At 42.9% G+C, this 19,109-nt stretch carries 15 protein-coding genes; 12 read left to right on the forward strand and 3 right to left on the reverse strand.

Annotated features, from left to right (window positions below):
• Positions 1-60: 60 nt before the first annotated feature.
• From RIB15_RS11805 to RIB15_RS11850, 10 genes are all read left to right on the forward strand, one after another.
• Positions 61-1,074 carry a LacI family DNA-binding transcriptional regulator gene (locus tag RIB15_RS11805; protein ID WP_350202362.1) on the forward strand — a complete coding sequence of 338 codons (1,014 nt, stop codon included), beginning with the start codon at positions 61-63 and terminating at the stop codon, positions 1,072-1,074.
• Positions 1,075-1,084: 10 nt separating this feature from the next.
• Positions 1,085-3,976, forward strand: coding sequence for an alpha-amylase family glycosyl hydrolase (locus RIB15_RS11810; RefSeq protein ID WP_350202363.1), 2,892 nt, complete (start codon positions 1,085-1,087; stop codon positions 3,974-3,976).
• A 13-nt stretch (positions 3,977-3,989) separates the two neighbouring features.
• Positions 3,990-6,356 (forward strand): alpha-amylase family glycosyl hydrolase, encoded by a 2,367-nt coding sequence (locus tag RIB15_RS11815; RefSeq protein WP_350202364.1) that lies wholly within the window; start codon positions 3,990-3,992, stop codon positions 6,354-6,356.
• A gap of 13 nt (positions 6,357-6,369) precedes the next feature.
• Entirely contained in the window at positions 6,370-7,740 is a 1,371-nt protein-coding gene (locus RIB15_RS11820; protein WP_350202365.1) for an alpha-amylase family glycosyl hydrolase, read from the forward strand.
• Positions 7,741-7,757: 17 nt separating this feature from the next.
• Positions 7,758-9,290: an MFS transporter gene (locus RIB15_RS11825; protein WP_350202366.1), complete on the forward strand. Its 1,533-nt coding sequence runs from the start codon at positions 7,758-7,760 to the stop codon at positions 9,288-9,290.
• Positions 9,291-9,511: 221 nt separating this feature from the next.
• Positions 9,512-9,892 (forward strand): TlpA family protein disulfide reductase, encoded by a 381-nt coding sequence (locus RIB15_RS11830; protein WP_350202367.1) that lies wholly within the window; start codon positions 9,512-9,514, stop codon positions 9,890-9,892.
• The gene (locus tag RIB15_RS11835) at positions 9,885-10,739 is read left to right on the forward strand and encodes an aminotransferase class IV (protein ID WP_350202368.1); all 855 of its coding nucleotides are present in this window, start codon (positions 9,885-9,887) and stop codon (positions 10,737-10,739) included. Before RIB15_RS11830 ends, RIB15_RS11835 begins: the two co-directional genes overlap by 8 nt.
• Positions 10,736-11,989, forward strand: a complete 1,254-nt coding sequence (locus RIB15_RS11840; protein WP_350202369.1) for a bifunctional folylpolyglutamate synthase/dihydrofolate synthase — start codon at positions 10,736-10,738, stop codon at positions 11,987-11,989. The genes RIB15_RS11835 and RIB15_RS11840 overlap by 4 nt, the downstream gene beginning before the upstream one ends.
• A 119-nt stretch (positions 11,990-12,108) precedes the next feature.
• Entirely contained in the window at positions 12,109-13,656 is a 1,548-nt protein-coding gene (gene rho, locus RIB15_RS11845; RefSeq protein ID WP_350202370.1) for a transcription termination factor Rho, read from the forward strand.
• Positions 13,657-13,743: 87 nt separating this feature from the next.
• Complete coding sequence (locus RIB15_RS11850) at positions 13,744-14,463, forward strand: hypothetical protein (RefSeq protein ID WP_350202371.1); 720 nt, start codon at positions 13,744-13,746, stop codon at positions 14,461-14,463.
• An 8-nt stretch (positions 14,464-14,471) separates the two neighbouring features.
• On the opposite strand, the gene RIB15_RS11855 is transcribed toward RIB15_RS11850, so the two are convergent.
• Together RIB15_RS11855 and RIB15_RS11860 are read right to left on the reverse strand one after the other, a co-directional pair.
• The gene (locus tag RIB15_RS11855) at positions 14,472-14,915 is read right to left on the reverse strand and encodes a copper resistance protein NlpE (RefSeq protein WP_350202372.1); all 444 of its coding nucleotides are present in this window, start codon (positions 14,913-14,915) and stop codon (positions 14,472-14,474) included.
• The gene (locus RIB15_RS11860) at positions 14,908-15,759 is read right to left on the reverse strand and encodes an MBL fold metallo-hydrolase (protein ID WP_350202373.1); all 852 of its coding nucleotides are present in this window, start codon (positions 15,757-15,759) and stop codon (positions 14,908-14,910) included. The genes RIB15_RS11855 and RIB15_RS11860 overlap by 8 nt, the downstream gene beginning before the upstream one ends.
• 86 nt (positions 15,760-15,845) lie before the next feature.
• On the opposite strand from RIB15_RS11860, the gene RIB15_RS11865 reads away from it, so the two are divergent.
• Positions 15,846-17,450, forward strand: a complete 1,605-nt coding sequence (locus RIB15_RS11865) for a phytoene desaturase family protein (protein ID WP_350202374.1) — start codon at positions 15,846-15,848, stop codon at positions 17,448-17,450.
• Between the two features lie 10 nt (positions 17,451-17,460).
• Positions 17,461-18,519 carry an alanine racemase gene (gene alr, locus RIB15_RS11870; RefSeq protein WP_350202375.1) on the forward strand — a complete coding sequence of 353 codons (1,059 nt, stop codon included), beginning with the start codon at positions 17,461-17,463 and terminating at the stop codon, positions 18,517-18,519.
• On the opposite strand, the gene RIB15_RS11875 is transcribed toward alr, so the two are convergent.
• Positions 18,516-19,025, reverse strand: coding sequence for an FKBP-type peptidyl-prolyl cis-trans isomerase (locus RIB15_RS11875; RefSeq protein WP_350202376.1), 510 nt, complete (start codon positions 19,023-19,025; stop codon positions 18,516-18,518). The two genes, alr and RIB15_RS11875, sit on opposite strands and share 4 nt — an antisense overlap.
• Positions 19,026-19,109 lie beyond the last annotated feature (84 nt).

The raw sequence follows: 19,109 nt of genomic DNA on the forward strand, positions 1-19,109 counted from the left end.
AGTCTTTTATTCGCAGGTACTTTGACCGGTACCTGCGTATTCTTAAATAAACCACTCGATTTGCCAGCAACTATATATGATATCGCTAAGAAAGCAGGTGTAAGTATTGCCACGGTTTCCCGTGTGTTCAATAACAGCGCCAAAGTGTCTGACAAAGCCAAGAAGAAAGTATTGGCGGTAGCAGATGAAATGGGGTATCACCCTCAGGCTTTTGCACAAGGGCTTGCCAGTCGCAAGAGCAATACGGTGATGATTGTGGTACCTGTTATCTCAAATTATTTCTTTATGGAGGTATTGGGCGGTATTCAGGATAAACTAAGCGAAGAAAATTATGAGCTTAGTATTTTCAATATCTCACCCAATAAAGATATTCAGGAACAGGTGGAGCATGTCCTGAAACGAAGATGGGCAGAAGGATATCTTTTCATTTCCATTCATCTTAACGATAAAAACTGGAGCAAACTTCAAAAGTATAATGTTCCAATTACCCTTTTAGATGAACACTACGAAGGCTTTGACTCTGTTAGTGTGGATAATGCCCAGGGAGCTTACCGTGCTGCAAAAAGCCTTTTCCAGGATGGCTATAAACGTGTAGCCATGCTATCTGCTCTGGAAACCTCAAAACCAATCCAGGACCGTATATCAGGATATAAAAGAGCTCTGAAAGAGTTCAATATACCTTTCGATCAGGAACTGATTGTTAAAGGAGACAGTATGTACCGGGATGGATTCACAGAACGGGCTGGATATGAAGCTATGGTTAAAATACTGACCATGGAACCTACACCGGAAGCCTGTTTTTGTGCTTCTGATATTCAGGCTGTAGGCGCACTTAAAGCCATGCAGGATACCGGAAAGCAGATTCCAATTATTGGTTACGATGATATTGAACTGGCTGAATACATGGGACTTTCCACAATTCGTCAGCCAATGAGAGATATGGGATTTTTTGCTACTCAAAACCTTATCGACCGCATGAATAAGCCGGATAAAGCCATTTCTCAAACAATTTATACACCAGAATTGATTACCCGTACTTCTACAGAAGTAAACGGTAAGAAAATCGATGTCTAATTCAAGTTCTATGAAGTATTTAAGCTCACTACTGTTTTTGTTAGTATTCAGTTTTACGGCTATTGATTCATCAGCCCAGAACACGATTGAGGTTACATTCAGATATTATGCCAATGAAAATGCAGTGAGAGCTTTTGTTCCCGGACAATTCAATAACTGGGGAAATAATAGCAGCGGTCAGATAAGTACAACAGATGGTTCTTTGATGGAGAAGGATCAGGCTAACGGGTTTTGGTATCAAACGGTTAGTCTTACTGTAGGAGGAGGTACTTCCAGCTATCAGGGCCGTTCAGGGTATGCCTATAAATTTCACGAACAATATAATGCGAGTGGAACGGAATGGCAGTGGTTCACCGATCCTCTCAATGATATCGCAATCGGACAAAATAACGACTCATTCATCGAGGTAACCAACCCGCTTATTTTTCAGCTCCAGCCTTCCAACAATCAAATTGTAGGGGAAGAAGATGAAATCTGGGCAACTGTAGCTGCAACAGCAAGTGATCCTATCGATGTAGATGCCTCTGAATATCTTGTAAATGGGGTTTCAGCAGGCTCATTTGCCGGAAACTATGATACAGGGCGGCAGCTTTTCTCTATTACAGATTTAGCCTCCGTCTCACTTTCAGTAGGCGAAAATACGATAAAACTCATAGCGGTAACGGAGTCAGGGGTAACAAAAACAGATTCGGTTTCTTTTGCCTATCTCCCGGATGTAAATCCGGAAGAGGCTGCACGCCCACAAGGTCTGCAAGATGGAATCACTTACAGTCAGGACGGAACTTCAGTGACACTTTCTCTATTTGCTCCCGGAAAGGATTATGTATTCGCTATCGGGGATTTTAATGAATGGAAAGTGAGTGAGGAATATCTCATGAAAAAAGACTCCTTAAATCCAGACAGCGTTTGGCACTGGATTGAGATTGACGGCCTAACACCCGGAGAGGAGTATGGTATGCAATACCTGGTGGATGGAGAACTGCGGGTTTCCGATCCATACTCTGAATTGGTTCTGGATCCCTTTAACGATCAGTATATATCCGCCACTACTTTCCCGAACCTGATGCCATATCCTTCTGACTATACTCAGGGATGGGTTACCGTGCTTCAGCCCGGTAAAGCTCTGTACGACTGGGAAGCGACCGACTACCAGCGCCCGGAGAAGACGGAATTGGTGATTTATGAACTGCTGCTCCGGGACTTCCTTGATACAAAGAACTTTCAGACACTAACTGATTCACTTGATTATCTCGAGAACCTTGGTGTTAACGCCATTGAACTTATGCCCGTGAGTGAATTTGATGGAAACCTGAGCTGGGGATATAATCCCAATCATCATCTGGCACTCGACAAGTTCTATGGTACCCCGACAGCTTTTAAAAAGTTTGTGGATGAAGCTCACAAAAGAGGGATGGCGGTTATTTTGGATGTGGTAATGAATCATGCCACCGGTGCAAACCCTCTTTATCAGCTCTATGGAAATGATGACGAATATTATTTCAACTCACAGCCGCGACACGCATTTAATGTATTCAACGATTTTGATCACTCTTATTCCGGGACTCAGTACTACACAAAACGTATGATTGAGCACTGGATCAATGAGTATAAGATTGACGGTTTCCGGTGGGATTTGACCAAAGGATTTACTCAAAATTGTACCGAAAGTAATGGTTCGTGTACCAGTGCTTACCAACAAGATCGCGTTGACCTGCTGAAAAAATATTCGGACTACCAATGGGAAGCTGATCCGGATTTCATCGTCATTTTTGAGCATTTGGGAACCGAAAACGAAGAAAAAGAGTGGGCCAACTACCGCGTTCATGAAGGTAAAGGGGTGATGCTTTGGGGTAACATGAATTTTGCCTACAGTGAAGCATCCATGGGGTATAATGAGAACGGGAAATCCAACCTGGTTGGGGTAGTTGCTGAATCGAGAACCAGTTTTCAGCAACGCCACATTGTTGGATATATGGAAAGTCATGATGAGCAGTGGCTGATGCTTAAAAAGAAGAAATTTGGAAATTCAGCAGGTAACTATGATATCAAAGAATTAGGTACCGCACTTGCCCGGCAAAAACTGGTGGGTGCATTTTTCTTTCCCATGCCCGGACCAAAAATGATTTGGCAATTTGGGGAACTGGGTTACGGTTGGGGTGAAGATGAATGTCTGAAACCGGGGGGAAGCGGAAATGGAGATTGTCTGGCAAGCGATCCCGGAAGAGTAAGCGAGAAGCCCATCAGATGGAATTATTACACTGATAACGAGCGATTGAAAGTTTATAAAACGTGGAGCTCTTTAATCAGCCTGAGAAAAAGCAGCCCGGTGTTTACTAATCCTGATGGTGCGTCTTATACCCTGAGTGAAGCTGTAAAATCATATGTACTGGAGCATGATGATTCGGATGCATTAGTGGTCGGAAACTTTGGGGTTACTGAAACCGATGCACAGGTGACATTTCCCGCTTCAGGAGATTGGTATAATTTCTTTGAAGGAACTTCCATTACAGTAGGTGACCCGAATATGACGTTTACTTTAGAACCCGGTGAATTCAGAATTTATACCACAAAACAGTTCGAAACACCGGAAGAAGGATTACTAACCTCTTCAGAGTCAAAATCAGATTCTGATTTACCCGATTCCTTTCGCTTACGGCAAAATTATCCGAATCCATTCAATCCTACTACAACCATTAGTTTTGATGTTGCCAAAGCCGGAGTGGTAAAGCTGGAAGTTTTTGATGTTTTAGGCAGAAAAGTAGCACAGCTGGCAAATGAAAGAAAAGCCGCCGGCTCATATACGCTAAACTTTGACGCAGGCAATTTAAGCAGCGGAATGTATATCTACCGATTGCAAGCCGGTGAAAAAGTTTTTACCCGAAAGATGATGCTTGTTAAATAATAATCAGGATTTAATGAAAAATAAGATTTCCAGATTTTTTCTTGTAGCGGCCGTCTTTTTAGTGTCCGGTTGTTCTGCATATATCGAAGCGCCCAAAGAATCTCAGATTATTGGGCTTGCTTCTCCAGTAAGCCTGGAATATGGTGAAACCACAATTATAACAGCAGATTATTTTATCTCTCACTCACTCATCGATTCTGTTGTTGTGCCAGCTTCACTGTCCGCAGTGTTGTCTCAGGACAGTGAAGAGGTGGTTTTATCAGGCTCTTTAGACAATCCCTTGGGCGTTATGACTATATGGGTAGATGGATTTGGATACGATATCCTTCTCAAAAAGTCGAACAAACAGAAGGTGACCATCACTTTTGATCCTGAAGGCAAGGAGTACCAATCGGTTCAGCTAAAAGGGGAAATGAATAACTGGAATCCGGCAGCTGCTCCTTTTACAAAAGAGAATGGCGTTTGGAAAACAACCATGCTGGTGAATGAAGGAGTCTATCAGTACATCCTGATGCTGGACGGTAAAGAAACACCTGATCCTGCTAATCCCAATGCCGTAAGCAATGGTATGGGAGGAACAAACTCTGTTCTAACTGTCGGGGATATGGAGGCTGAAAAGCCAACCCTGGAAACCTATGATCATTCGGGGCCGTCCGTTTATCTAAAAACAGAAGCTGCTGAAAACACCATTGTTTTTTGGGAAAACTACCAACTGAAAACACGGTATCAGGATAACATTCTGAGTTTTGAGATTCCTGCGAATGCCCGGAACTTAAAACGTTCTCACATACGGGCATGGACGTATAAAAACGGGCAGCTTTCTAATGATGTGCTCATTCCATTATCAAACGGAAATGTGATCCGAGATACCGGTGAGTTAACCCGGCACGACCATCACAACTGGAATATGTATTTCGTGTTGATTGACCGCTTCATGGATGGAAATCCATCGAACACAAAAAAAGTAGATGACCCACAAATTCACCCCAAGGCAAATTATTACGGCGGTGATTTTGCCGGAATTACACAAACCATCAAAAGCGGTTACTTTAAAGATATTGGAGTAAATACTCTCTGGCTTTCACCAATCACGCAGAATCCTGAAGAGGCGTATGGATTGTGGGATAAAGGAGGAGTCACCACAACCTTTTCAGGTTACCACGGATACTGGCCGGTATCTTCTTCCAAGGTAGATTACCGATTCGGGACCGAAGAAGAATTCAGAGAGCTTCTGGATGTAGCTCACCAAAATGACATGAATGTCATTCTGGATTATGTCGCCAATCATGTTCATGAGCTTCATCCTGTTTACCAAAAGAACCCTGACTGGGCAACGAATTTATACCTTCCGGATGGTCGGTTAAATACCGAATTGTGGGACGAGCAACGCCTCACTACCTGGTTTGATACTTTTATGCCAACCCTTGATTTTTCAAAAGAAGAAGTCATAAATACTATGACCGACTCAGCTTTGTACTGGGTGAAGGAATTTGAGCTCGATGGCTTTCGTCATGATGCCACCAAACATATTCAGCTTGAGTTCTGGAGAACGCTGACCCGGAAAATTAAAGATTCGGTAACTATACCGACCGGAAAAGAGGTTTTTCAGATCGGAGAGACCTATGGCAGTCGCGAGCTTATCGCCAGTTATATCAATTCTGGGATGCTGAATTCACAGTTTGATTTCAGTATCTATGATGCAGGCTTAAACACGTTTGGACAAGGCAATTCTTTCGAAGGACTGCACACTCAGCTGCAGGAAAGTTTCAATTATTACGGTTATCACAATTTGATGGGCTATATTTCTGGGAATCACGACAAAACCCGTTTCATCACGTTAACAAGTGGTGAGGTAAGCTGGAGTGAGGATGGAAAGCTTGCAGGCTGGACCAGGGAAATTGAAGATCCTCAGGCCTTTGCCTATGACCGGTTGAGTATGTTCCATGCTTTTAATCAAACCATTCCCGGAATTCCTGTTACTTATCAGGGGGATGAATACGGTCAGCCCGGAGCCAACGATCCGGATAATCGCCGTTGGATGGAATTCAGGGAAGAAGAGCTGAGTTCGCCAGAGCTTAAAAACCGAAGTATCTACAGCAAGCTAACTGAATTACGAAATACTGAAATGACGCTTACCTATGGTGATTTCAGGTTTCATGTGGTTGACGAGAACACTCTCGCTTATTCAAGAGCCTATTTTGAAGATCAGGTTATTGCGGTTTTCAATAAATCAGATCAGCAAGAAGTGGTAGAGGTAATGCTCCGGAATGAATTTGATTATTCAAACCTGGAAGCCCAATTCGGTAATGATTTTGTGATAGAGGAGCGGGTACTCAAAGTAACCCTGCCATCAAACAGTTTTGAAATATTAACTCTTTAAGACAACGATGTTCATGAAGAAATTCTTTACCAACGTTCTCCCGGTATTACTGGGTTTAAGTATCATTATAGGGGGGTGCAATCAACCCGAACAAAATTCAGACAGAGCTCCCGTAAGTTCAGTTGAGCAACTGGAATGGAGTAAGAATTCCAGTATTTACGAGATTAATGTCCGGCAGTATTCTGAAGAAGGGACAATCGAGGCGGTTAGAAAAGATTTGCCGAGGATTAGAGAAATGGGCGTTCGGATTTTATGGCTGATGCCCATTCATCCCATTGGTGAAAAGAACAGAAAAGGCCCGCTTGGAAGTTACTATTCGGTTCAGGATTACAAAGAAGTAAACCCCAATTTTGGCACCAAAGAAGATTTTGCCCGTTTTGTAGACGAAGCGCACCAACTGGGTTTTAAAGTGATTATCGACTGGGTGGCAAATCACACGGCTTGGGATAATCCCTGGACACAAAACCCGGAGTGGTATGAGCTGAATGAAGAAGGAAACTTTATGCCTCCAAGAGGTACCGACTGGTCGGATGTCATTCAGCTTGATTACGAAAATGAAGAAATGCGCGCAGCGATGATTGATGCCCTCGAATATTGGGTTCGCGATTTTAATATTGACGGATACCGGTGTGATGTAGCAGGAATGGTACCCACCGACTTCTGGAAAGAAGCTATTGACTCTCTGAATAACATTAAACCGGTATTTATGCTGGCCGAAGACGGGGAACCCGAACTGGTGAAAGAAGCCTTTCAGATGAATTATGCCTGGCAGTATGCACATACCATTCGGGAGATCGCAGCTGGACATCAAACCTTTCAGGATCTGGACAGCCTGATGCAGGAAACCGAGGCTAATTTCCCTTCTTCAGCCTATCGGATGTATTTCACATCTAATCATGATGAAAACTCATGGAATGGTACAGACCCAGAAATGTATGGTGATAATTTCGAGAATTTTGCCGTTCTGTCGGCAACCTTATCCGGTATGCCATTGATTTATAATGGGCAGGAGTCAGGATTGGATAAACAACTTGAGTTCTTTGAAAAAGACCCAATTGAATGGAAGGAATATAAGTACCAGGGTTTTTATACAACGCTCGTTGGCTTGAAAAGAGACACGCCTGCTTTATGGAATGGAGATTTTGGGGGAGACCTCGAGTTCATTCAGGTTCCTGAAGGTTCAGAAGGTGTGTTAGCCTATAAGCGCCAAAAAGATGATAGTGAAGTGGTTGTGGTTCTCAATTTTACCGGCAACCAGCAAAGTGTACCTCTCTCAGAAGTAGGTGTTGATGAATCATACACCACCTACAATTCTAACAGTTTAATGGTCACCTCGCAAGAGATTAGTTTTGGCCCTAACCAATGGGTTATTTTTGTTAAATAATTAATTATAGAAAGAGCATGGAAAAACCAACCACACGACCACGCCTTAGCTTTTGGGAAATATGGAACATGAGCTTTGGCTTTTTGGGGATTCAATTTGGCTTTGCCCTCCAGAATGCAAACGTAAGCCGGATTTTTGAAACGCTGGGTGCTAGCGTTGATGATATCCCCATACTGTGGATTGCGGCTCCTTTAACTGGTCTTGTGGTTCAGCCGATCATTGGATACTTCAGTGATCGAACCTGGACACGATTGGGACGACGCAGACCATATTTCTTGTTTGGAGCTATTGCTGCTTCCATTGCATTGGTGATTATGCCTAATTCGCCTGTATTATGGGTTGCAGCGGGTATGCTTTGGATCATGGATGCTTCCATAAATGTATCTATGGAGCCGTTCAGGGCGTTTGTTGGGGACATGCTCCCGTCCGAACAGCGGACAAAAGGCTTTGCCATGCAGAGTTTCTTTATCGGAACCGGAGCTGTGGTGGCATCTGCTCTTCCATGGATGCTGAGTAATTGGTTCGGAGTGGCAAATACAGCCCCCGAAGGAATTATTCCTCCCTCCGTAAAATGGTCGTTCTACCTGGGGGCGGTGGCTTTCATCAGTGCAGTGGCCTGGACGGTTTTCCGGACCAAAGAATACAGCCCGGAAGAACTTGAGCGATTCGAAGAAGCGGAGAAAGAAGAAATAGTAGATGAATCTGTGCTTCGCGAAGTACCTATTGAAGCCGGTAAGGGGCAGAATAAAATCAACCTTGGGATTATTTTTGCTGTCGTCGGTGCAATCACTACCTATCTCACTTTTGCATACGAACTTGAGAAAGAAGTGTATGTGGCAACGGGCGGTTTGATTGCTGCGGGTCTGGTTTCTTTGGTAGCCGGACTGCTTCAGAAAGGCGGTAAAACTGAACACGGATTGGTCGTGGTGATGCACGATTTCATCCATATGCCAAAGACCATGAAGCAGCTGGCTGTGGTTCAGTTCTTTTCCTGGTTTGCTTTATTTGCTATGTGGATTTATACCACCTCCGGAGTAACGGCTCATATTTATGGTACCAGCGATACAACCTCCATGCTTTACAATGAAGGCGCCGACTGGGTGGGAGTGATGTTTGGGGTGTATAACGGAGTTGCTGCCATTGTAGCGTTTGGTTTAGCTCCTTTGGCTAAAGTACTGAGCCGCAAATGGGTCCATGCATTATCTTTAGTGCTTGGCGGCATTGGTTTGATACTGATTTATTTTATTTCTGATCCAATGATGCTCATCATTTCGATGATCGGTGTAGGTGTTGCCTGGGCATCTATTTTGGCTATGCCTTATGCGATTTTAGCCGGATCCTTACCAGCTCAGAAAATGGGCTTGTATATGGGCATTTTTAACTTCTTTATTGTTCTTCCACAGTTGCTTGCAGCAACTATTCTTGGCTTTGTGACCCGAACCTATTTCGGTGGGGAAGCGGTGTACGCTTTAGTACTTGGGGGCATTGTGATGATCATAGCAGCGGCAACCATGTATTTTGTGGATGATGTAGATGAACAGTCAGCTTAGTTCCAAATAGCTCTTTAATCCTTGATAATGGGTTCATTAAAGAGCTAAATCTTCTCTATCTTTCCTCAAAAAAGATGCGCTTAGAACAAAAGCAATTTGTTCCATTTATGGTAGCAGTGGCAATCATTACAATGCTTGTTATTGTGTTTTCTTCCTTTAATTTTGAGCGAAAGCAACGGACGAGGTTCAATGAAAATATCGCCACATCGGATTCATTGAGAATGATTTCGTTGCGAATGCTCAATAGTCCGGATTCAACAACAATAGCAGCACAAAAAGGAAATAAGACCTTGTTGGTATTCTGGGCCAGCTGGTCCGATAAGTCTACCTCGATGTTAAATGAAATTCAGGTATATACACTGGAAAATGACTCATTGGTAGTCCTCGCAGGACTGGTGAAAGATGCAGAAGAATCGCTGCCAGACATCCCCGAGTACCCCGGTTTCATATACCTGGATGGCACGCATTTATTTAATCACCTGAAAGTGCCGGGTTTCCCAAGCTATATCCTGTTTGATGAAAACAGCAATGTAATTACCTCTCAAATTGGATATGAGAAAGGGGCAGGAAACGATTCCCTCAAGGTCTATTTAGATGAGTAAATCAGCATATATGATTCTGAATGGTCAGATTATAGAAGAATCTGCCGCTGCTATTTCCCCACTCAATCGCGGATTGATGTATGGGGATGGATGTTTTGAAACGCTGCGAAGTTACTCAGGAAAATTTCTGGGCTGGAGCAATCACGTTGAGCGACTAAAATCGGGCTTGGAATATCTGAATATGGAATGCCCGGTTTCTCCTCGCGAATTGGAAAGTCATATCCGCACTCTTCTTAATCACAATCAACTGGAAAACACGGAAGCTATAATCCGTATTCAGTGTTGGCGAGATGGAAAAAGAGGGTATACGCCAGACTCCACCAAAGCCAGCTGGATGGTACAGGCGGGTAAACTTCAAAACGAAGCAAAAGAACTGAAGCTTGCCGTAGCCAAAACACGCTGTATTCCTTCTGAAGCCCTCGAGCGCAAATATAAGCTGAGTAACGGACTGAACTATATTAAAGCCGCTCAGGAGGCCGGGGAACGTTCCTGTGATGATGCCTTGATGCTTACCGTTGATGATAAAGTGAGTGAGACTACATCGGCCAATATTTTCTGGATCAAAGAAGGTAAGGTGCATACTCCGTCAGAAGAATGTGACTTACTTCCTGGTGTAACCCGGTCTATGGTTATGGATGTTATTCAAAGCTTGGGAATCCCGGTTGAAGAATCAGTTTACGATCTTTCGTCGGTCAAAAAGGCTGAGGCTGTTTTCTGCACGAATTCACTCATTGAAATTGTGGAAGTGATCTCACTGGATGATATCCGTTTTGAAGTTAACCATCCGTTGAGCATGAAAATTAAAGTCGGATTTGAGCAATACAAGGTTCAGGAGTTTCAGAAATGAAGTTATTTGATCGTATTGAAGATGTGTGGGCCTATCTTGAATCCATCCCGATGTTTCAGAAATCCGGGACCTCAGCCGCTAATTTCTCGCTGGACAATATCCGGGCTTTTTGTAAAAGGCTTGGTAATCCGCAGGACAAATACCCATCTATTCACGTTGCAGGAACCAATGGGAAGGGGACGATTTGCTACTTATTGGAGAAAACCTACTCTGATGCAGGCTATAAAACCGGACTGTTCACCTCTCCACATCTTTTACGCTACAACGAGCGGGTTAGAATAAATGGACAAGAAATAAGTAATGAACAACTGTTGAAGTTTTTTCAGGAGGCAAATTTACTGCTGGACGAAATTAAGCTGAGTTACTTTGAAATCAGTACGGCACTGGCTTTCTGGTATTTTGCACAGCAAGAAGTAGATCTGGCTATCATTGAAACAGGATTGGGGGGAAGGCTAGATTCAACCAATATCATCACTCCGGAAGTATCCGTCATCACAAGCATTGGCCTGGACCATCAAGATGTTTTGGGAGATAGCCTGGAGGAGATCGCACGGGAGAAAGCAGGCATCATCAAAAAAAACAAACCGGTGGTGCTGGGCAATATCACAGGAAACCCACTTCATGAAATCGAACGGATCGCAGAAGAACAAGAATCGACTGTTTATAGAACCGCTTCACTTGAACCGGAATACGAAGGTGGAATCATTTCACTTAAAAATGGCTCTATTAAATTTAAAACAACATTCAGGGAATCGGTTAATAAATGGAATGTTGCCTGCGTCTGGAAAGTGATTGAAATCCTCAGACAAAAATTTAAAGTTGATGAAGAGCAGGCTATACATTCTATAGAATCTTTTTCGGGTGCTCCGGGCAGGTTTGAGAAGTTGCATCCTGAACTTGAATGGTATTTCAGCGGGTCTCATAATGCTCAGGCATTGGAATCGTCTCTCAAAGCAGTGGAGGATATGAAGTCTAAGTCGGAGAGCATTCTGGTTTTTTCGGGCATGAAAGACAAACTCTCTCCAGATGTTATAGGGCAGTTACATGGGTTTAAAAAAGCATACTTTGTTGAACAGGAAGGCGAAAGGGCGGCAAAATTTGAAGATATCCGAAAATTAATTGAGGCAGAATTAATCACTGAAAAGGGAAAAGAAATTATTTTAAATGAATTACAGACTGAGTTAGTAATTTTTATGGGAAGTTTTTACTTTTATCCCATCGTTAAGCGGTGGACAACAAACGTATCATAATATCTCACCGCCTATTTTTCCTTACCTGATTGAATATCCAATGTTGTTGCCGGAATAGGGCAGCCTGATGTTCACCCCAAAATTCAGTAAGAATCATATATTTATAACAGCCACATTTTATGTCAGATAATGAAACCGCCGGAATTTCGGCCGGGGAGTTAGAATCCTTAGAGGGTAAAAAGCTTCACGAATTACAAACAATAGCCAAGTCAATTGGAATTAAACGGGTTACCGGAGTACGTAAAGTTCAGCTGATTGAACAAATACGGGAAGAAGCCCAAAAACAGGATTCCTCTGATAGCAAAGCTTCAGACCAAAAAGATGACCGGCAAAAAAATGATTCCTCTGAGAAAGATTCAGAGATGAAGAATTATGGGGGGCAGGATCACATCGTTTCTTACAAAAAGAAAGATGAAGAGAAGAAGGACGATTCAAAAAAGAAAAAGCATAAGCACAGTAACACCCGCCGAAAAGGTCATGAGCATAATAAGCTGCCTGAATCAGATGCGACCTCTCTGGAAGCGCGTATTAAAGAACTAGAGCCAGATCTTGGGCCATATTTGTTTAATGAAGGTACACTGGAAATCCTCCCGGATGGGTATGGTTTTCTTCGCTCAGTAAATTACAATTACAAAGCCAGTCCGGACGATATTTACGTGTCGCCATCTCAGATTAAGCGTTTTCGCCTGAAGCAGGGAGACGTGGTGATTGGTGTAATTCGTCCCCCGAAAGTTGGAGAACGTTATTTTGCTCTGCTCCGTATCGAAGGGGTAAATGGACGTATTCCTCACGATATGGATAATCGTCAGGATTTTGAGGAACTCCTTCCGGTTCATCCCGACCAGCGGTATCGACTGGAATTTGAGGCAACTAATCATTCCACCCGACTTATTGATTTGTTTGCACCGGTAGGAAAAGGGCAGCGAGGCTTGATTGTAGCTCAGCCCAAAACCGGTAAGACTACTATTCTGAGAAACATTGCCAATGCCGTTTCTGCCAATCATCCTGATACCAAAATTTTGATTGTGCTCATTGATGAGCGGCCGGAGGAGGTCACTGAAATGGAGCGTACCGTGAAAGGGGCAGAAGTGGTTGCTTCTACCTTTGACGAACGCCCTGAAAATCATGTTGGGCTTGCCGAAATAGTTTTTGAAAAAGCCAAGCGTCTTGTCGAAAGCGGACATGATGTACTGCTTTTGATGGATTCCATTACCCGCCTTGCACGGGCTTACAATATTACGGCATCCAACAAAGGACGAACCATGACAGGTGGGGTAGATTCTGAAGCACTTAAAGCACCGCGACAGCTTTTCAGTTCTGCACGAAATATCGAGAACGGCGGATCGCTTACTATACTTGCTACTGCTTTGATTGATACTGGCTCCCGAATGGATGACGTGATCTTTGAGGAGTTCAAGGGTACCGGTAACATGGAAATCTACCTGGATCGCAGAATTTCTGATCGCCGCTTATATCCGGCTATCGACATCTTCCGAAGCGGAACCCGCCGCGAAGAGCTGTTGGTTTCGGATGCGGAACGCGAAAAGGTCGTCTTGTTGCGAAGGTATCTAACCAATATGAGTCCGTTTGAAGCCATGGATTTTCTGCTTGAGAAAATTAAAGGCACGAAGAACAACGAAGAGTTTCTTATCTCAATGAACAAATGATGTTAGTTTACAGTTAACAGTTGTCAGTGTTCAAAAAAATCTCTATTTGACCACTGACAATCTGATTACTGCTAACTGTTTACTGTAATGAACATCAATAAATTTCTTTTCCAGAAGAGTTGGATTTATTTCGCTCTATTCTTTGGCTTTGCGCTTTGGGGATTCTGGCCCAGCTATTATTCTGATGTATCCAGAGACTATTCTCTGCAAACTCATCTTCATGGCATTGGGATGACACTCTGGTGTTTGATGCTGATCTCTCAGGCTTACCTTATTAAAATTAATAAGCGGACCATTCATAGGTATATTGGGAAAGCTTCCTATGTATTAGTTCCTTTTATCGTAGGTTCAACAGTGGTTTTAACGCATTCCAGCCTTTATGAAAACACTCCCTATAACAGTGAAGTATTTTCAGATCTGGCACTGATGATCAATGCCACATTGCTATTTCTCATTATTTACGGATTGGCAATCTATCATAAAAAAGATGCTCTTACTCACGCCAGGTACATGTTTTGCACCATCTTTCCGATGTTTACACCCATAACTGATCGAATTATTTACAATTACTTTCGTCCGTTGGTTGATTTTGCTCCAACCTTAGATGGGGCTCCTGTGGTTCCTTTCTTTGGGTTTTTGCTGGCAAATGTCATAGTAGCCGGATTCACTTTCTGGGACTGGAAATCAAACAAAAGAAAAGATGTGTTTCCAGTGGTACTGGTTATGCTGATTCTATATCACACCTCGGTATTTACCTTTCATCTTATTCCCACCTGGCGAAGTTTTGGAGAGTGGTTTTTAGGTTAGAAATGATTCTAACGTTGTTTTTTCAACCTGTATTTATCTGATAAATTACCGGTTATCCGATCTCCGTTTTGATCAAGGTGAATAAGAACATTTTCACCAACAAAATATTGATTGGGGGGTTCATTGTTTTCAAGAGTGATTTGATTTCCAGTTTTATTCCAACTGTATCTGCCTGTTTTCTTGATTTGATTAGGTTCTTCTTCACCCAAATAAATCATCGTAAGTTTGTAGGTAGAATCAGAAATTTCGATTTTGGTTTCAATACCTTCACAGGATGCACAGGGGGTGATTCCAACGTATGTGCCGGTTACATCAAGGGAGTTCTGCGAAGTATGACTATTGGTGTCTTCAATCGGTGTTGGTCTCTTTTCCGAGGTGCAACCTAAAGATGCTGCTGCCATAATTAGAAAAAGAAGAAAGGCTTTTGTGCTGAAATAAATCGGATTATCCATTGATCTCTCTCAGTATGAACTTTTTGTCTTTGTCCTGTTCGAGTTTTCCTGCTTTGGCGTGAACCGAATGATAGAAAAGCAGCAGCGAGTTCTCTTTCAGAGCCTGCCTTAAGATAAGAGTTTTAGCTTTCTTGGATTGAATGGGATCAATATCCATATGGCGCATGGCATAGTGGTTCAGGTGATGCTCGGAAGGAACCAGATCACCCAAGAAATAGGCCGTTTCACCAGCATCCTGAATTTTCACAATCTGATGGCCTGGTGTATGTCCGCCTGTTCTGATTAATTCAATACCCGGAAGCAGCTCAAAATAAGTGTCAGTAATCATCACCAGTTTATCGTCGGCAGCAAGTTTATAGAATTCATCCAGCTCATAACCTGCTCCCAATATGTGCTTCTTTTTGTCAACCTGTTCCAGAGCATAATACCATTCTTTCTTTTGAATGAAATAATTGGCGTAGCTCATGGTGGGTTGAGTGGAAGTATTGCTATCCACAAAGGTAGATCCGGCAGCATGATCGAAATGAAGATGGCTGAGAACCACATGCGTAATGTCTGATGGGGAAAGGCCAAAAATATCGAGATTGGTAAGCAAATTTGAAGTGTCTGTATAAGAACTTTTATAATCTAATCCCCAGCCAAGCCCGGTATCCAGTAAAATATTATGTTTTCCATCCCGGATCAGAATCGGATTGATGCCAATGGCAGAAGATCTTTTTTTGATATCTGACTTTTGTTGACGTGCCGTGATATCAGCAGAATCTATTTTCTGAAAAATACCGTCATCGAAAACTTCAAAGATTCCTTCGCTGAGCTGCTCAATTTCAAACCGGCCTACTTTCATAAACAGTGAATTAATAGAATGATTAATCAGTTTGTGTAACTTAAAAAATCTTTGCTTTCAAGCAATTCATTTTATCTTTGGCATCTATGAAGAAATACGACGCTATCATCATCGGATCGGGACATAATGGCCTGGTTACAGCCTGTTACTTAGCAAAAAACGGATACGAAGTTCTCGTTCTTGAGCGCGATTCTACCATCGGCGGTGCAGTTCGCACTGAGACCATGTTTGAATCTGAAGAAAACCCCAATGGCTTTAGGATGGATGTGGGCTCCTCGGTTCACATTATGATTCATCAAACTGGAATTATAGAGCATCTGGAACTTGAAAAATATGGGCTGGAGTATATCGATATGGATCCGATAATGTCGTACCCGGTTCCAACAGGGAAAGGGGTGATCCATTTCTGGAAAGATGTGGAGCGAACACTGGAATCTATCTCAAGAGTAGCCCCGGAAGATGTTGAGAACTATAAAGAGTTTATCAAATTTTGGGGAAAGATCAATAAGGGAGTGCTGAAGGCATTTATGACGAAGCCTTCGACGGGAAGCATCATGGCTGAGATGACCAAAGCTCAGATTAAAGATGGAGCCATGTTTCGAAAAGGGGAACAGGCAGCAGGACTTCAGAAAATCTTGTCTAGCTACGGAAAAGTAGTAGATAACGCGTTCGAGAGTCCGCATATGAAGGCAGCTATACTTTGGTTTGCGGCACAGTCTGGCCCGTTGCCCGATCACTCTGCTACAGGCGATTTTGCTGGCTGGCAGTCGATGTTGCATGAGAGTGGAGCTAAACATCCGCGTGGGGGAAGTGGTATGCTTACTCAGGCTATGAAGAATATGATTGAAGCTCATGGCGGAGAGGTTCGGGCGGATCACCCCATAAAAGAAATCCTGATTGAAAACGGCAAAGCGATTGGAGTTCGGACCGAAAAAGGGGAGGAATTCAGAGCTGGTACGATTGTTTCCAATGCGCATGTGCAAACCACAATGATGAAAATGGTGGGAAGGAAACATTTAGACGACTCCATGTTTAAGAAAGTGGAAGATATCAATGTAGGAAATGGTTTCGGGATGGTAATCCGCTGCGCAGTTGAAGAGCTGCCTGAATATTCTGCTGCTCCCGGAGATCCTGATATTCATAATGGGATTCAGTTGTTGGCGCCTTCGGTTCAGTACATGAACAATGCGATTGGAGACTACATGCAAAAACGTCCGCCTGAGAAACCCGCTGTTTTGTGTATGACTTTCTCAAAAATTGATCCTGATGTAGCCAAAGACGGAAAACATACTTTGTTTGCCTGGGCGCAGTGGCATCCCTATGAGTTGGCTAATGGGTTGCACTGGGATGATATCAGGGAAAGGGAGGCTCAAAAAATCTATGACGTGGTAACTGAGTATGCTCCCAATATGCAAGATAAACTCATTGACTGGTATATTCAGTCTCCTTTGGATATAGAACGGAAGCACGGATTACTTCGTGGAAATGTAATGCATGTCGAAATGAGCTTTGATCAGATGTTCATGTTTCGTCCAATTCCTGAAATGAGTCAGTACGAAACTCCTATTAAAAATTTATATTTAGCCAGCGCTTCCTGCCATCCCGGGGGAGGCGTGTTTGGGGCTGCGGGACATAATGCAGCTCAGGTTATCCTGAAAAACAACAAAAAGAAATTCTTTTCATTCAGCTGAGGTAAATTCATTGAGTTCGACACTGCATGTAAATCTGGCAAAGATTGAGCATAATTTAACTGTGATTTCTGAAAAAGTGGGTAAGCACATAAAGAAAATGGCCGTCATTAAAGATGATGCGTATGGCCATGGGGCAGTAAAGGTAGCTCAGCGCCTGAAGGATAAAGTTGATTACTTTTGTGTGGCTGAGCTGGTGGAAGCTATCGAGCTCAGAGAGGCTGGTATAAAGAAACCCATTCTCGTATTTGAGATTCCTCCCAGGGGCAGTGAGCTTTTATACAAGCAGTATAGCATTACCGCAAGTGTTTCTGACTTATCGGTTTTTGAGCGGCTTGAACCGGGAACGGATTGTCATCTTCACTTTGATACCGGCATGTTCCGGTTGGGGATATTACCAGAAGATGCTGAAGTTGCTCTTCAGAAAATGAAGGAGTTTGAACGCCTTAATTACACTGGAATTTATACGCATTTTGCCAACGCTGATGATCCGGGTAACCCCAGAGTTATTCAACAGCTTGAGATGTTTAACACCATTCGTGAACTTTTCCCCGACCATCTTATGGCACATGCCTGTAACAGTGGGGGATTATTTTTCTACAGTGATGAAAATGTCCATTTTGACGCAGTTAGGTTTGGGGTTTCTTTGTATGGCTATGCCCCGGGTGACACAGAGATTAAAGGGTTGGAGCCAGCTGTTGAGTGGAAATCACATTTATTGCAGGTAAAGAGAATCAGGAAAGGTGATGCAGTGGGCTATGGAAGCCGGTGGCAAGCTCCAGAAGATGGGTGGCTGGGTATTGTACCGGTTGGATACTCAGATGGTGTTTTCAGAACGCTGAGTGGCCAAATAAAAGTTGAAATAAAAGGTCGATTATACCAACAGGTGGGTACCATTAGTATGGACTATATGGCCGTGTTCCTTGAGAATGATAAACTGGAACAAGGGGAATCCGTTGTGATTTTGAGAGGTGGTAACCTATCTGCGAAAGAATGGGCAGAAAAAGCAGGGACTATTCCGTATGAAATTACAACTTCTATTCACCCAAAAGTGGAAAGAGAATATATTTAGAAAGTAATATTCTCGAGTTCGATATCAACCCAAACGGTATCACTTGTATATGTAAAGGAACGCCCCAAATATCCAATTATGGGAGGGGTAAGTATCAGCACTCTTTTTTCTCCTTCCTTCATTCCAATGAGACCTTCTCTGAACTGTGCTTCAACAATAACATCAAATCTGCTGCCATTTGTTGTTACCAATTCTTGTCTTGGTTCTGTAACTCCGTTGGCATAGGAGCTGGAGATTATTCGGTCTAAGTTACTTTTATATCGCTTGGTATAATAAAACTCAATTTCGTCACGGGGGCCAACTTCAAACTCACCTTCACCCTCTTCTATAACATAAATAATAAGCCCGGATTCAGTAGTGTCAACGCTAACCGGATCAGTGGTAGAAAAGGGCTCAGGAACATCAGAAAAATCTATTCTTCTGGGGTCATTAGTATCACAGGAAGCGAGAAAAAGTGTGACAAAAAAAGTAAGTAAAAATGAGCTTTTTAAGCGTGTATTATTCATTGAGATGATAGTGTTCTCTTAATTTGATTAGATAACGTATTAACTAAGCTACCTTCATTTTATTTCGATCAAAGATAAAGCTTC

The sequence above is a fragment of the Gracilimonas sp. genome, from assembly GCF_040218225.1.
Lineage (GTDB): Bacteria > Bacteroidota > Rhodothermia > Balneolales > Balneolaceae > Gracilimonas.

Coding starts and splice junctions, on each gene's coding strand:
- RIB15_RS11810 (WP_350202363.1), top strand. CDS start 1,085: ATGAAGTATTTAAGCTCACTACTGTTTTTGTTAGTATTCAGTTTTACG.
- RIB15_RS11815 (WP_350202364.1), top strand. CDS start 3,990: ATGAAAAATAAGATTTCCAGATTTTTTCTTGTAGCGGCCGTCTTTTTA.
- RIB15_RS11820 (WP_350202365.1), top strand. CDS start 6,370: ATGAAGAAATTCTTTACCAACGTTCTCCCGGTATTACTGGGTTTAAGT.
- RIB15_RS11825 (WP_350202366.1), top strand. CDS start 7,758: ATGGAAAAACCAACCACACGACCACGCCTTAGCTTTTGGGAAATATGG.
- RIB15_RS11830 (WP_350202367.1), top strand. CDS start 9,512: ATGATTTCGTTGCGAATGCTCAATAGTCCGGATTCAACAACAATAGCA.
- RIB15_RS11835 (WP_350202368.1), top strand. CDS start 9,885: ATGAGTAAATCAGCATATATGATTCTGAATGGTCAGATTATAGAAGAA.
- RIB15_RS11840 (WP_350202369.1), top strand. CDS start 10,736: ATGAAGTTATTTGATCGTATTGAAGATGTGTGGGCCTATCTTGAATCC.
- rho (WP_350202370.1), top strand. CDS start 12,109: ATGTCAGATAATGAAACCGCCGGAATTTCGGCCGGGGAGTTAGAATCC.
- RIB15_RS11850 (WP_350202371.1), top strand. CDS start 13,744: ATGAACATCAATAAATTTCTTTTCCAGAAGAGTTGGATTTATTTCGCT.
- RIB15_RS11855 (WP_350202372.1), bottom strand. CDS start 14,915: ATGGATAATCCGATTTATTTCAGCACAAAAGCCTTTCTTCTTTTTCTA.
- RIB15_RS11860 (WP_350202373.1), bottom strand. CDS start 15,759: ATGAAAGTAGGCCGGTTTGAAATTGAGCAGCTCAGCGAAGGAATCTTT.
- RIB15_RS11865 (WP_350202374.1), top strand. CDS start 15,846: ATGAAGAAATACGACGCTATCATCATCGGATCGGGACATAATGGCCTG.
- RIB15_RS11875 (WP_350202376.1), bottom strand. CDS start 19,025: ATGAATAATACACGCTTAAAAAGCTCATTTTTACTTACTTTTTTTGTC.